At 55.7% G+C, this 12,476-nt stretch carries 15 protein-coding genes and 1 pseudogene; 5 read left to right on the top strand and 11 right to left on the bottom strand.

Features of this window, described 5'->3' with window-relative positions; translation table 11 throughout:
- Positions 1-45 precede the first annotated feature (45 nt).
- The gene (gene xth / locus ACA062_RS09165) at positions 46-840 is read right to left on the bottom strand and encodes an exodeoxyribonuclease III (protein ID WP_497456098.1); all 795 of its coding nucleotides are present in this window, start codon (positions 838-840) and stop codon (positions 46-48) included.
- 449 nt (positions 841-1,289) lie between these two features.
- Between xth and ACA062_RS09160 the strand changes: the two genes are divergently transcribed.
- On the top strand, positions 1,290-1,589 hold the full coding sequence (locus ACA062_RS09160; protein WP_497456097.1) for a hypothetical protein: 300 nt from the start codon (positions 1,290-1,292) through the stop codon (positions 1,587-1,589).
- 194 nt (positions 1,590-1,783) lie between these two features.
- On the opposite strand, the gene ACA062_RS09155 is transcribed toward ACA062_RS09160, so the two are convergent.
- From ACA062_RS09155 to ACA062_RS09145, 3 genes are all read right to left on the bottom strand, one after another.
- Complete coding sequence (locus ACA062_RS09155) at positions 1,784-2,182, bottom strand: hypothetical protein (protein WP_497456096.1); 399 nt, start codon at positions 2,180-2,182, stop codon at positions 1,784-1,786.
- A gap of 137 nt (positions 2,183-2,319) precedes the next feature.
- Positions 2,320-3,111 (bottom strand): WaaZ-like lipopolysaccharide core biosynthesis protein, encoded by a 792-nt coding sequence (locus ACA062_RS09150; RefSeq protein WP_497456095.1) that lies wholly within the window; start codon positions 3,109-3,111, stop codon positions 2,320-2,322.
- A gap of 47 nt (positions 3,112-3,158) precedes the next feature.
- Complete coding sequence (locus ACA062_RS09145; protein ID WP_497456094.1) at positions 3,159-4,910, bottom strand: L,D-transpeptidase family protein; 1,752 nt, start codon at positions 4,908-4,910, stop codon at positions 3,159-3,161.
- Between the two features lie 80 nt (positions 4,911-4,990).
- Here ACA062_RS09145 and ACA062_RS09140 point away from each other — a divergent pair, with 80 nt between their 5' ends.
- Together ACA062_RS09140 and ACA062_RS09135 are read left to right on the top strand one after the other, a co-directional pair.
- Positions 4,991-5,695 carry a murein L,D-transpeptidase catalytic domain family protein gene (locus ACA062_RS09140; protein WP_497456093.1) on the top strand — a complete coding sequence of 235 codons (705 nt, stop codon included), beginning with the start codon at positions 4,991-4,993 and terminating at the stop codon, positions 5,693-5,695.
- Between the two features lie 194 nt (positions 5,696-5,889).
- Positions 5,890-6,672 (top strand): transporter substrate-binding domain-containing protein, encoded by a 783-nt coding sequence (locus ACA062_RS09135; RefSeq protein WP_497456092.1) that lies wholly within the window; start codon positions 5,890-5,892, stop codon positions 6,670-6,672.
- A 7-nt stretch (positions 6,673-6,679) separates the two neighbouring features.
- On the opposite strand, the gene ACA062_RS09130 is transcribed toward ACA062_RS09135, so the two are convergent.
- Together ACA062_RS09130 and ACA062_RS09125 are read right to left on the bottom strand one after the other, a co-directional pair.
- A complete protein-coding gene (locus ACA062_RS09130; RefSeq protein WP_497456091.1) occupies positions 6,680-6,916 on the bottom strand; it encodes a hypothetical protein in 237 nt (78 codons plus the stop codon).
- Between the two features lie 107 nt (positions 6,917-7,023).
- The gene (locus ACA062_RS09125) at positions 7,024-7,431 is read right to left on the bottom strand and encodes a hypothetical protein (protein ID WP_497456090.1); all 408 of its coding nucleotides are present in this window, start codon (positions 7,429-7,431) and stop codon (positions 7,024-7,026) included.
- A gap of 381 nt (positions 7,432-7,812) precedes the next feature.
- Here ACA062_RS09125 and ACA062_RS09120 point away from each other — a divergent pair, with 381 nt between their 5' ends.
- A complete protein-coding gene (locus tag ACA062_RS09120; protein ID WP_497456089.1) occupies positions 7,813-8,238 on the top strand; it encodes a DUF2628 domain-containing protein in 426 nt (141 codons plus the stop codon).
- A gap of 541 nt (positions 8,239-8,779) precedes the next feature.
- Here the strand turns inward: ACA062_RS09120 and ACA062_RS09115 are convergent.
- From ACA062_RS09115 to ACA062_RS09095, 5 genes and pseudogenes are all read right to left on the bottom strand, one after another.
- Positions 8,780-9,211 carry a pilin gene (locus ACA062_RS09115; protein WP_497456088.1) on the bottom strand — a complete coding sequence of 144 codons (432 nt, stop codon included), beginning with the start codon at positions 9,209-9,211 and terminating at the stop codon, positions 8,780-8,782.
- Between the two features lie 188 nt (positions 9,212-9,399).
- Positions 9,400-9,873, bottom strand: a complete 474-nt coding sequence (locus tag ACA062_RS09110; protein WP_497456087.1) for a tetratricopeptide repeat protein — start codon at positions 9,871-9,873, stop codon at positions 9,400-9,402.
- Between the two features lie 136 nt (positions 9,874-10,009).
- Positions 10,010-10,189 carry a type II toxin-antitoxin system RelE family toxin gene (locus ACA062_RS09105; RefSeq protein ID WP_497457387.1) on the bottom strand — a complete coding sequence of 60 codons (180 nt, stop codon included), beginning with the start codon at positions 10,187-10,189 and terminating at the stop codon, positions 10,010-10,012.
- 58 nt (positions 10,190-10,247) lie between these two features.
- A complete protein-coding gene (relB, locus tag ACA062_RS09100; protein ID WP_497456086.1) occupies positions 10,248-10,475 on the bottom strand; it encodes a type II toxin-antitoxin system RelB family antitoxin in 228 nt (75 codons plus the stop codon).
- 96 nt (positions 10,476-10,571) lie between these two features.
- Positions 10,572-10,725 (bottom strand): annotated as a pseudogene (locus ACA062_RS09095) (GNAT family N-acetyltransferase); the annotation flags it as partial.
- 411 nt (positions 10,726-11,136) lie between these two features.
- Here ACA062_RS09095 and ACA062_RS09090 point away from each other — a divergent pair.
- Positions 11,137-12,291, top strand: a complete 1,155-nt coding sequence (locus ACA062_RS09090) for a DUF4062 domain-containing protein (protein WP_497456085.1) — start codon at positions 11,137-11,139, stop codon at positions 12,289-12,291.
- Positions 12,292-12,476 lie beyond the last annotated feature (185 nt).

Here is a 12,476-nt window from a genome sequence, read left to right as displayed (position 1 = left end):
GCTTCGACTGACAATTGATTTAGCCAATCGCCACCCGGGTAGAAGTCAGCGCCGTTTGCGCGTACCCAGTCGAATCCAGGTCGGCGCATGATCGCTGGCATGGGGTTCGTTGCGCACCCAGGCGTCGACACCCGCCTCTTGCAGATAGGGGCTCAATGCCGGGTTGAGCAACAGATGATCAATGCGCAGCCCCGAGTTTTTCTGCCAGTGCTGCCGGAAGTAGTCCCAGAAGGTGTAGAGCCGATCCTCCGGATACAGGTGACGCAGGGAATCGGTCCAGCCCTGATCCAGCAACCGCTGGTAACACTCGCGGCTTTCCGGTTGCAGCAGCGCATCCTTGAGCCAGGATCGCGGGTTGTAGATGTCCAGGTCGGTCGGCACCACGTTGTAGTCACCCGCCAGCACCACCGGGTGTTCGCTGCTTTGCAGGTCCTTGGCATAGGTGATCAGCCGTTCGAACCACGCCAGCTTGTAATCGAACTTCGGCCCCGGCTGCGGATTGCCGTTGGGCAAGTACAGGCAGCCCACGAGAATGCCGTGCACGGCGGCCTCCAGATAGCGACTGTGGCTGTCGCTGTCATCGCCCGGCAAACCGCGCCGACTCTCCAGCGGTTGCGCATCCCGCGCCAGAATCGCTACCCCGTTCCACGACGACTGGCCTTGCCAGACCGAGCCATAGCCAGCGGCCTCAAGCGCTGCGGCGGGGAACGCAGTGTCCACGGACTTGAGCTCCTGCAAGCAGGCAATGTCCGGTTGTTCTCGCTCCAGCCAGGCCAGCAGGTTCGGCAGCCTGGCGCGCATGCCGTTGACGTTGAACGTCGCGATTCGCAAATTCTTCATGGGCCAACGCTCCTGAGGGCGGGGTGTCTAGGGGGCGTTCTCAATTAGTTTCCCCACCGCGTTGTCGCCTTAAAGCGGGCCAGGCAAGGCGCAGGCCGCCGGGAATGGTTGTTCCCTTTCCAAGGCCTGCAACGCAGCCTGGCCCGCTTTAAGGCACAACCCGAAGGGCCGGGCCTGCTGTTGTGCAGGGCTGCGTTGCTCGAAGCTTATTTGGAATGACCAAACCACGCTTCTCGCGCCTTGCCCTGCACAACAGCAGACCCGGCGCGGAGGGGAAACTAATTGAGAACGCCCCCTAGCGTGTGACATCTCCACGTTTCGGCGGTTGCGTCAGCAGCCTCTCATCGATGATGAATGGCCGCCCCCCCACCACTCGTCATCCAACCGGCACCAACTCCCCGCCCCCTCACACCAACATCAGGTAACGACTCTTCTTTTGGAGACGCACCATGATGAACAGCAAAATCACTTCGTTGCTATTGGCCGGATTGTTATCGGTGGCGTCAGCGGCCACGTTTGCAGGGTCGGGCGATGGTGCCGATGCCACCGGAACCCAATCCGGCGCCACCAGCGGGCCGACCACGCCCCCGGATAACACCCCCGGCGAGCCTTCAAGCGGTAATCGCACGGACTCGGGTGGCGACACCGGCACCAGTGGCGGGACCAGCGGTTCGGGCTCCGGCGCGGGCGGCGGCACGGGGGCACCAGGGGGTGGAACCGGTGGCGCGGGTGGCGGGACAGGCAGCTGAACGAATAAACGCAGCCAATGAGCGGGGGATTGGCCAACGCTCGTCCTGTCAGGGCATGGGCGAAGGCCCGGAACCCTTATATTTTCTGAACCGGTCTACGCCGTGGGGAGGCGGCACTCTCCTTTGGCCGGGCAAGGCTTGAGGCGAGGAACGGGCGTGCCTTGCACCCCCCCGTTCCTGCACCAGCATGACCCTCAAGGCGTGAGTTTCAGGTGAGCGTTGACTTTCCCGCTCTTCGGATCGACAAACCAATATTCGTTATTGGCGACCTTCACCTGGCTGCATTCCGTTGGGTAGCCTTTGGCTTCGATACACACCACGCCGTCTTTCAACGTCCATTTTTCCTTTTCGGGCTTGTTGGGGGCCATCTCGAATACTTCTACGCCGCCAGGCGCAAAACTCATGGAGTAAGGATGCCTGCCCTCTCGGGTAGTCCCATAGAATTTCTTGCCCTCCAAGGTGCTGTGGATTTGCCCATCATCCAGCGTCACCGCCGATGCCGGCACCGGTGGCGGTTCATAGGAACTGCCGCTGGTTGCACAGCCTGTCAGACAGACCAACAGGATCGACGCGCCGAACTTTAATGAAGTCATGCCACACCTTCCTTGCAAGCGCCGGAGAAATTTCCGGTCAAATCAAAGCTTAGGCGACGCTTCATTGCTCTCCGGCTGCAAGTGCCGAACGGTTGACGGTCACTTTGACCGATGCGTGCTGTTGACGGTGGGCCTGTTCAAATCATCCTGTCGATCTGATCCAGCGTCACCCGGGGCACGAGTTCATCGGGAATCCGCGACGATCCGGAGAGGTTGTAGACCTGAAAATCTTCATTCATGACGTACTTCGACATTATCTCGAACGACGGCAGGATTCTCGTATGAAAGTGATCGTCAAGGTTGCAGGGTGAAACAAGGGTGCCCGCTTTCTCATAAAAGCGACCCGCCGACTGATCCAGGTCGACGCCCACCAGGAACACCCGGGTGAACCCCACGTGATAGGCAATCTGCAATGCCAGGTAGGCCACCGTGCGCGCATCAAAGAAGCCTCGCTTGAGGTTCTTGCTGAAACCCAGGCTGCGATTGCGGCCAGTCCCCAGTTTTCGTCGGCGGATGAGTTCTTTATCCGGCCGCAAAAGCAGTTCGCTCCAGGTGAGCTTGGGGGCCCGCGTCAGCAAAAAAAGCTCACCCTCGGGCGTCAGCGCTTCATACCGGATGAGGTCTTCCCACAAGGCTAGCCGCTGGCTGAGGCGCATGGCCTGGGCAAAAAGATAAGGCTGTTGTCGGCAAAAGGCGTCGTCGGTGCAGGCGTAAAAGAACGGTTTGATGTCAGGCTCGATGAACATCGAAATAGCCCCGTTCATGGTAATCATCGGAACGTCGGCATACTTCTCCAGCGGAAACTCTTTCGCGGAGGCCCCCGATGCAATGATGAACACCGGACCTTTTTGAATATTGCGACACTCATCGAAGTCATGCACATCAAGCTGACGTGTAGAAAATGACGGTTTTTTTTGCGCAACATCCATCTTCAGATTCCCTCCTGTAACGATATTGAATCCAGCACCCTTCCTGGTTACTGTTGGCTTTGCCCCGCCACGACCGCGGGGCTACCTGCCCGCTGCCAATCCAGGACGGGCAGCTGCGAAGGCCTGTTCAATCCCCGAAGTACCGCCGAGTCGTACCCGTAAATGTCGGGTTTGAAAATGACCCGACCATCGTTGCTCAGGTCTACCGTCCAGTACGCCAACAACACCGGCACCTTGACCGGAAGCTTGATGTTTTCGGTTTTGCCCTTGGCCAGCTGCGCCTGGATGCCGTCGGCATTCCAGCGAACCGGATCGTTAAACAGTAGCTCAACCAGCTGCAACGGGTTTTCCACCCGTATGCAGCCGGAACTGGTGGCCCGGAAAGTTTTGGCAAACAGTTCCCGATGCGGCGTGTCGTGGAGATAGATCGCATAGTCGTTGGGGAACCGGATCACCACCTGGCCCAGCGAGTTTTCCGCGCCGGCATCCTGGCGCAAGGTGAGGCCGCGCGGGTTGTCCCAGTCGACGCCCGCCGGATCGAGCACATTGCCTTCGCGATCCAGGACCTTGATATGATTGGCGGCCAGGTAGCCAGGATTGCTGCGGATCTTGGGCAACATATCCTGGACCAGGATCGTCGGCGGCACGGTCCAGGTCGGGTTAAAGGTGACGTAGGTAATCTCGGACTGAAACACCGGCGTACTGCGGAACGGCTTGCCGACCTGTACCCGTGAACGCCATATCGCCTTGCCGTCGCGGTAGAGCGCCACTTTGTAACCGGCGATATCAACGATGACGAACGTGCCCTGCAGCTTGTACAGCAACCAGCGTGCGCGCTCCATATTCACCCGGACCTGATCGATCCGCGCCTCGACAGGCACGTTCAAGGCCGCCAGCGTCGTCGCCCCCGCTACACCGTCCGCCCCCAGGTATTGCTCGGATTGATACTTCTTCACCGCAGCGATAACGGCGTCGTCGTAAATCGTGCGCGGCGAGTGTTGCGCAGCCAGATAGCCACCCGCGACCAAACGGGCTCGCAACTGCGCCACCGCAGCGTTATCCATGCCGGGCTTGAGCGACTGGCCTTCGGCAACCTTCGGCCAGCCACCCTTGTCCCGCACTTTGCGCAATTGCGCCAGGCCCATCCGCAAGCTGCCATAAACCGTCTCTTGTGGCGGCGCTTGAGCAAACGCCCGCGCCACATCGTGGTTGTCGAGTGCGGCGAAGAAATGATTCACGTCCTCGCGCGGATCGACGCCGACAGGGTCGAAGTTCCAATGCATGTCCAGTCGCGAGGGGTCGACCTTGCCGCGCCGCAACTGCAGCAACGCCGTAATGAAGGTATGGGTGGCCGCCATGTCGAACGCAGCGCGTTGGGCCGGGGTCGGCACCATGGACTGCATGAATGTTTGCGCCCCGGCCAGCTCGGCAATGCGAAAATCCGCGGGGTCGAGCCCGTCGACCTGGGTTTCGCCCAGGCTTTTCAACAACTGGGCAACGTCACTGTCGCGGGACCAGGCGGCGCGATAACCGCGATGACTATAAAAATCCATCACCACCCGGTTCACATCCACCCGCTGATGACGCGGCGAGGTGAGCAGCGGCGGGAACGCCGTCGCCAGCGGCGCCAGCTCGGCCTGAATCGCCTGGGCGACGATGTCATCAGGTGCCGCCTCGATCATGCCGCCAGCGGGAGTTGACAGCATAATCGGCGACGTTTGCGCCTGCGCTGCACCGCTGATCAGAAAGACCATAAAAAATACGCGGCTTATGACGAATAACCTTGTTAACTGCACCATGGATAATCCTTAATCTCCTGCATTCAACAGCTAGCATCCCACACACTGCTAGACTCGAAACTATCTAATGAGACCCGAATATGGCGCTAGACCGCTTTGGCATTGCAATCACGGCCCTGATGCTGACCTCCATCCCAGTATCGGCAGCCTACGCCGATTCGCTTGAAGCCGCGCTGATCAAAGCGGCTCCCCAGGCCAATGCCAAAGTCATTGGACTGGCGGTACGCGCTTCCCAATGTAGCATCGCCCAAGGCAAAGCCCCGGTGCAAAGACTAGCAGTGATCGATTATTCACTGCCCTCCACCGAACAGCGGCTGTGGGTATTCGATCTGAAGAAGCGCAAGTTGCTGTTCCACGAACTGGTGGCCCACGGTCGCAACAGCGGCGAGAACATGGCGGTCAAGTTCTCCAATCAGAACGAAAGTTTTGCCACCAGCCTCGGCCTGTACCGCACCCAGGCGAGCTATGTCGGGCAGAACGGTTACTCGTTGCGCATGGAAGGACTGGAGCCGGGTTTCAATGACAATGCGTTTGACCGGGCGATCGTTATCCACGGCGCACCTTATGTCAGCCCCGTCCTTGCACGGGCGAACGGGCGAATCGGGCGAAGCCTGGGTTGCCCGGCGGTACGACCGGCCATTGCGCACAAGCTGATCGACTCGATGAAGGATGGGCAGTTGCTGTTCTCTTACTATCCGGACCAGCGCTGGCTGAAGTCTTCTTCGTATATCAATTGCGGTGGCGCTACTGTCGCGTCGTCGTCCAGGTCGACGACCCGCCAATAAACACTCCGTGGATTGTTCGACTCACCGGCGTGCAGGCCCGGCTCCATATTCACGCCCCCCTGTAGGAGCTGTCGAGCGAAGCGAGGCTGCGATCTTTTGATCTTGCCTTAGCGCGAGCGGGAGTATCCACTCCTTCAAGTCGACAAACCAATTCACTACACTCCGTCGACATTCCAATCCAAAGCCCAATAACAATGAAAAAAATCAAAACCGCGATGATGCTCGGTGGCCTGCTCGCCCTATCCACCGGCGTTCAGGCAGCACCAAGCCCATCGCACCTGGACACCGTCATGCAACAAGGCCAACTGCGCGTCTGTACCACGGGCGACTACAAACCCTATACCTCCAAAGCCGATGACGGCGAATACTCGGGGATCGACATCGCCATGGCCCGCTCGCTGGCCGACAGCCTCGGCGTCAAGGTCGAGTGGGTGCAGACCACCTGGAAAACCCTGATGCCCGACATGCTGGCGGGCAAATGCGACATCGCTGTCGGCGGGATCTCGGTCACGCTGGAGCGCCAGAAAAAAGCCTTCTTCAGCACCACGCTGGATGTCGACGGCAAGATCCCACTGGTGCGCTGCGAAGAGCAGGCGTCGTACCAGACCATCGAGCAAATCAACCAGCCTTCAGTGCGCCTGGTCGAACCGGCCGGCGGCACCAACGAAGCCTTTGTCCACGCCTTCCTGCCCAAGGCGCAATTGCGGCTGCATGACAACGTGACCATCTTCCAGGAGCTGCTGGACAAGAAAGCCGACGTGATGATTACCGATGCGTCAGAAGCGCTGTACCAGCAGAAACTCAAACCCGGTTTGTGCGCGGTCAATCCAACCCGGTTCATGCAATATGGGGAAAAGGCCTATCTGCTGCCGCGGGATGACATCAGCTGGAAGTTGTATGTCGATCAGTGGCTGCATCTGGCCAAGGTGACGGGGAATTATCAGAAGGTGTTGGGGCAGTGGTTGGCGGTGCCTTAGGCTGGCCTCAACCGGGCTGATCGACGACCTTGATCTGCGTCAGCCCTACCCGCTCAGCCTGCTCTAAAATCTCCTCCGGCGTCGCGTCCGCGGTGGGCATGATCAGGCTGTTCTCTGCATCGCCAAAATGCAGCTGCAGCAGGTGCATCGCCGCCTCATGCACGGGCAGCTGAGGCTGCTTTAATTCGAACAGCTGTGTGCGGGGCTCGCCGTTGAACAGGTATTCCAGGGTGTATGTGCGCATGGTAGGATCCTCGTATTGGGAGAAGAGCAGCTAACCATCCTGACCAAACGGTCAATTTTTAGTTCAACTGCTCACCTTACCCTGTTCATGCGGACACCATCGGCTGACTATCTGATGTTGCCGGAGACTGTTTTAGTGTCGCCCGTATGAACCTTGCAACTCACATCACCCGACATGGTAGTGACATCGCCATTGATATCACCACTGTCGACATGGCCACTCATGGTGCGGACGCTGCCGACATTGCCGGTGACCTGAACCCTGCCAGCGGCCGTTTCAACGGAGGTGGCGTTACCGTTCACAACGACGCTGACCGGCCCCGTCACTGGCACAGTCTGCTCAACGCCATCGACCACCACCCGGTTGCCGTCAACGCTGATGTTTTTCCCGGTGTAGGTAATGCCATTGATGGTCACGGTCGCGCCGCCCGTGGCAACCTCAAGCTCGCGGGCCTGGGCGAAGCTCGAGAAGTACAGCGCAGCGATCATCAGGGCCAGCTTCTTGGTGGTCGACATGTCAGCGCTCCTTCGTTCAGGTGGTTACAGGGTAATAGCAGGCCGCCATTAACCATTCACCCTTATAACTGCTGTTTGTGACGGTCGGCAATCCATTGTTGCCACGCAGTCGACGTCAAAGCAGCACCACCAGCAATGGCTGGTAGGTTTTGCGTTCTGATCGTGCGGAAACGGCGACAGATTTATTCTTATGTGTCCCCCCTCTGATCCCAAGCCTCCTCGCGGCTGAACATAATGGCTTGTGAAATTTCCTACGCTGCCGGAGACTCAAGTCGCCACATCGGCCACTGGCGTGCAACCTGAAAAAAACGCCTTGCCAAACACACTGAAGGAAAACCTGGTCGATGTTTCGACCGGGCAACGCCCCAAAAAGGACAGAACATGAGCAACACGGATGAATTGCAAACCCACGATGCCAGCCCGAAATGGAAAGAGCGTTTCGCTTTTTTCAATCAGCACGGCAGCCCCAAAAACCCCACCTTCGGTTCGGCGCTCAAAGAGCTACCGACCCGCAAGCGCATGCTGATCAATATAAACTTCATCGCGATTTTCTTCGGACCGATTTACCTTTTCGTGCTTGGTCTGTGGAAAAAGAACCTGGCACTGCTAGCGATCATCGTTGTCGTCAGCTTCAGCCTGTCGTTGATCTTTACAATCCTGGGTCATGAATTGCCCAATGCCTTGGGCAGCGGCCTGAACGTCGTCTTCGCACTGATGTATGGGTTGAGCGCCAACTATGCGTATTACCTGAAACAGGTAAAAGGCTCGCAAGGGTGGAACCCGTTTGAAGGGTTGAAGATAGTCTGAAGGACTCGTGGGATCGAAAGGTATCCTGCGGGGATAAAGGAAGGCGCGCCCTCTAGAGCGCGCTTTTTTTACTGGATCAGCAAAAAATGCTGATCAAACTACACCGCGCATAAAAAACTGAAATCACCTCGACGCTGATGGGCCCGCTAGCGTTCCTCTCCCCTGCGGCTATCGCCGCTTTCTAGGGCGCGTTGGTTGCACCTACGCAATCCCGAGTACCCCCTCCCCACCGACGCACCTCTCATGCCGAAATGTACTTCTGGCCACGCAAAGGTCGGATCGAGGGTGACCCGCGGTAACCGAATGCGGTTCAATGCCAGGCGACGAGCTAAGTGAGAGTACCCACTTACATCGACGTACCTTGCTTGCACAAGCGGCCTGGAATTCACTTGTGCAAGGCTAGCTAGCAACCGTAGGCCCTGCCGCTTGCAAAGCCAAGCGGGAGGATCATCTCAGGATTTACCATAAACCCCGTTATGCGTAACCGGGTTACGCGCCAAAATCACTTAACGGCAACCTACCTCTACGAGGGCTAGGCGATTCACACACCTGGACAGCCTTTGGGTGCGTAACTCTTAGATGCCGTTGTAGCACAGCTCCAAGCTCCAGGAACTCCAGCAGCATCAGCAGTACGACTCAAAGTAATTTTCAGACCCGATACATCTTTACCCCCAGCCATTGTGCAGGCAATAGAAGAGACACCAGAGGCGGCCACAGATACGGTATACGCTGTGCAGCGGTCTGACACGACCAAATTCACATCAGCAGGAGATGTAAGTGTGGTCGTAAATCCTTCAAGAATTTTCGCTTCAGCAGCGGTTTTTCCCGGATTTGTTTCCGCCAAAGCTGCTGTAATTTGGGCCTTAGCTATGTAAGAGTTGTAGGCAGGAATCGCTATAGTCGCCAAAATACCGATGATCGCCACCACGATCATCAGTTCGATTAAGGTAAAACCTTGTTGGACCTTTTTCATATCATTTCCTTGGGATTGAACAGCAAAAGTGTTAGACGTAGCCGTCAAAAACGTAGCTTTAATTTTTATCAAAGCAAGTTCTGTGCCATGGGAAATGGCCGCTTTAATCGGGGCTGCCAATTGCACAATAGTCGTTAATCGGAAGCTGGCACACCTGCAGGTGTGCCATTCGGTCGATGACACACGAATCAGTGTGCCATCGACTTATGGACAGCCAGAAGCCCGGCGACCTGGGACAAAGCCACGACATGGCCGGCGGCGGCCGCCTTGGCAATCCACATGAGGCTCAGATACACATCCTTAGGCACCCCTGTACCCGACGAGTAACACCCGCCCAGAAGCTGCATGGCATCGGCATATCCCTGCCCTGCAGCGGCGCGTAGCCAATATACCGCCGCTTCTGGCTTGTCGGCCGCCAGGAACAATTGGCCGACTTCGCTTTGCGCTTCTGCATGACCCGCGTCCGCCCGCAGAATAAGTTCTTTGTCGTCAACATTCAGCGGTATACACACATCTTTCAATATGTCGTCGAACACCACCGTGGTTCGGCCAGCAGCATCCTTAGCCAGTCGTTGCACTTGCTGTTCCGCCATTCTTCGCCACCACGTGCGCTTACTCTGCTCGGTAATCGCAATAACGGCCTCAAGACTTATCGACTGCATGCACTTACTCTCAACTGAATACGTGGGGTTTTAACTAAACACTCACCATTAACGATAGTCGTGGTTTGTCGGCAGCGTCCTGGCGCCATGAAATTAATGTCAGGAGCAGGGCAAATTATTTGCTTACCGGTATACCTCACGGCAGATTTCCAATCTGCACCACTAGAATCCGCAGCGCGCCGTCCGGGATGTCGCAAATCATCCGAAAATCGCCGACCCGATAACGCCATAGCCCACCCAATGGGCCAGTGAGCGCCTTGCCCGTACTGCGCGGATCATCCCGCCCAACCACCCGCTCATCCATAAAATCGAGGATGCGCTTGGCCGCCTGCTTGTCCAGCTTACGCAGCAGGGTCTTGGCCGTGTCGGCGTAATCAATCGTCCAGACAAAGAGACTTCCTTACGCCTGCAGCTGAATGCACGACCTCTTGGCCTTTACGAACCTGCTCCAGGACTTCCGCCGCAAGGTAGTAGTCCTCCAGGTCGGTCAGGCGATGGTCGATGATTTCGCGCAGGTAATACGCTTTGGTGCGCCCGGTGCTGCTGGCCAAAAAATCGAGGCGTTGCTCGGTTTCGGGAGCCAGGCGAATGGAAGTGGCCATGTCAGAGCCTCCTATGAATACGTGTATTCACTGTATCACTTAGGTCCCTAATTAGGGACCAGCACCGGATAAGGCTCGTCCTCTCCAGCCCCGAAAACCTGACGTTTCGCCATTGCGACTTTCCCGTACAGCTCGCCAATGAAACAGAGCAAATGTTTCATGGGCGTCGTCCCCACCGTTGGCCAAGTTATGGGCCAGCAACGGTGTCAATTCCTAGCCACGCAGCTTCAGTCGCATTTTCCGAGATCACAGTGCTCTCCCTGGGCAATGAGTAACGGGGTCAACAAGGTATCCCATCCTGTCCCCCCAAGGTGAATCAGTGAATACATCCAGTCGTGCGTTTTTAGATTGCATGAATGACTGCTTCTGGCCGTTTTTTGCCTGTGGCGACCGCTGAAAAACGGCCAGGAGCGGTCGCTCGCTAAGGAGCTTCTATGGCTGCCCCAAAGCCCGCCAGAAACCGCGCGCCTAGCAATGTGCTGTGGTTCCACGCTAACGCGCTGGCTCCACAAGCCAGTGACATTACTTACCCTGGCCTGCTGACGGCGGTGTCTAAGACATTACTTTTCGTACAGAGCCTAGCCCATCTGGACTCGATAGCCGTTTGCTGGCAAATTGCAATCAGGTTTTTTGAATTGTCTATAAGGATGTCAAGGAAAAGATGGCCAGACCTCGAGTTTTTATTTCGTCGACATGTTTTGATTTGGGGCTGCTGAGGTCGGAGTTGCGGCCTTTCATCTCGATGTACGGCTATGAGCCAATCATGAGTGAATATTCGGACATATTATATGATCCTCGCTCTCATACTCATGTTAGCTGCGTTAATGCGGTTGTGAATTGTGATGTTTTGGTCCTGATTTTGGGCCAGAGATTTGGCGGAGCTGCTGTGGATGCAGCTCTTGAGTGTCTAGACTTTGATGCCTTGGCAAAGACAAGTAATAGTTCAACCTTGTTTGAACCTGGTGACTCAAAATTCTCAATCACGCAGCTTGAGGTCTTGAAGGCGATTGAGAATGGTATCCCTATTTATGCTTTTGTCGATGAGAAGGTGTACCATGACCATCTTGTTTATGAAAAAAACAAAAGTAACAAAGAGATTATTGATAAGATTAAGTTCCCTTCAATTCAAAAGAATGAGACTGCAAAATACATTTTCGAGTTCATTAATTATTTGGGGCATAGGGTACAAAACAATAGCATTGCACCGTTTTCTAGATTAGAGGATATTCGTAGTAATTTGACTGCTCAGTGGGCTCACTTGTTTCAGCGATTGCTGTTCGAGAGTAAAGAGCGCTTGAGCGAAGTGACACGATACCAAGATTTTTCAGAGCGTCTGGAGGACTTAAAGACCGCTGTGCTAGCCTCCATTGCAACCCCGGATACCCGGGAGATTGCTAAGGCTGCGGTTCAGTTTCGGCAGGTGGTGACTTTTATCTGGGCCCTGCCAATTATGGATCACATCAAGGTTCTCAATGAGGCGAATACTTGGAGCGAGGTACTTGAGTCTGCGGGCATTACCGACGTTAAGGTTATAGGTTCCGGTAAGGGGCTTTGGCAACGTAAAACTGTATGCCTACTGCGTGTTGATCGTGCGTATTACGAATATCAGTACAGTATTCGATTATATGAGAGACTTGAAGATGAATGGAATGAGTTCGTTAATCTCAAAAAAGATGTGAGGGAGGCTATATCTGAAGCTTTTGTTGATGATAATGACCGATCGAGAATGCTTAAGCTAAATGAGGGGCCCTTCGAGGATGTTGTTGACTCTGAAGATGCCCAAGACTTTGGTAGCTTTGTAAACGAATCTGCTTGAAAGTAAAAGTTAGGTGCTATTCAGGGAAGAATGCACCTACGATTTTTCCGCAAATCAAAGCCTCTTCAGTTATTTCAATTGTTGGATATTGACGGTTTATTGACTTGAGGGGTTTTCAACAAAAATCTGCAACCAAAATTTTGAATGTGGGTTCGGTTGTTCTTGAGAGTTATGAATCGCCCTGC

It is taken from the genome of Pseudomonas sp. LBUM1679, assembly GCF_059695565.1.
Note: the sequence above shows the minus strand (reverse complement) of the source record. Positions and strands in the feature narration are given on the sequence as shown.

Excerpts from the sequence above, each read along its gene's own strand:
- xth (WP_497456098.1), bottom strand. The coding sequence starts at position 840 with ATGAAGAATTTGCGAATCGCGACGTTCAACGTCAACGGCATGCGCGCC.
- ACA062_RS09090 (WP_497456085.1), top strand. The coding sequence starts at position 11,137 with ATGGCCAGACCTCGAGTTTTTATTTCGTCGACATGTTTTGATTTGGGG.
- ACA062_RS09140 (WP_497456093.1), top strand. The coding sequence starts at position 4,991 with ATGGCGCTAGACCGCTTTGGCATTGCAATCACGGCCCTGATGCTGACC.
- ACA062_RS09110 (WP_497456087.1), bottom strand. The coding sequence starts at position 9,873 with ATGCAGTCGATAAGTCTTGAGGCCGTTATTGCGATTACCGAGCAGAGT.
- relB (WP_497456086.1), bottom strand. The coding sequence starts at position 10,475 with ATGGCCACTTCCATTCGCCTGGCTCCCGAAACCGAGCAACGCCTCGAT.
- ACA062_RS09125 (WP_497456090.1), bottom strand. The coding sequence starts at position 7,431 with ATGTCGACCACCAAGAAGCTGGCCCTGATGATCGCTGCGCTGTACTTC.
- ACA062_RS09155 (WP_497456096.1), bottom strand. The coding sequence starts at position 2,182 with ATGACTTCATTAAAGTTCGGCGCGTCGATCCTGTTGGTCTGTCTGACA.
- ACA062_RS09150 (WP_497456095.1), bottom strand. The coding sequence starts at position 3,111 with ATGGATGTTGCGCAAAAAAAACCGTCATTTTCTACACGTCAGCTTGAT.
- ACA062_RS09115 (WP_497456088.1), bottom strand. The coding sequence starts at position 9,211 with ATGAAAAAGGTCCAACAAGGTTTTACCTTAATCGAACTGATGATCGTG.
- ACA062_RS09130 (WP_497456091.1), bottom strand. The coding sequence starts at position 6,916 with ATGCGCACATACACCCTGGAATACCTGTTCAACGGCGAGCCCCGCACA.
- ACA062_RS09120 (WP_497456089.1), top strand. The coding sequence starts at position 7,813 with ATGAGCAACACGGATGAATTGCAAACCCACGATGCCAGCCCGAAATGG.
- ACA062_RS09145 (WP_497456094.1), bottom strand. The coding sequence starts at position 4,910 with ATGGTGCAGTTAACAAGGTTATTCGTCATAAGCCGCGTATTTTTTATG.
- ACA062_RS09135 (WP_497456092.1), top strand. The coding sequence starts at position 5,890 with ATGAAAAAAATCAAAACCGCGATGATGCTCGGTGGCCTGCTCGCCCTA.
- ACA062_RS09160 (WP_497456097.1), top strand. The coding sequence starts at position 1,290 with ATGATGAACAGCAAAATCACTTCGTTGCTATTGGCCGGATTGTTATCG.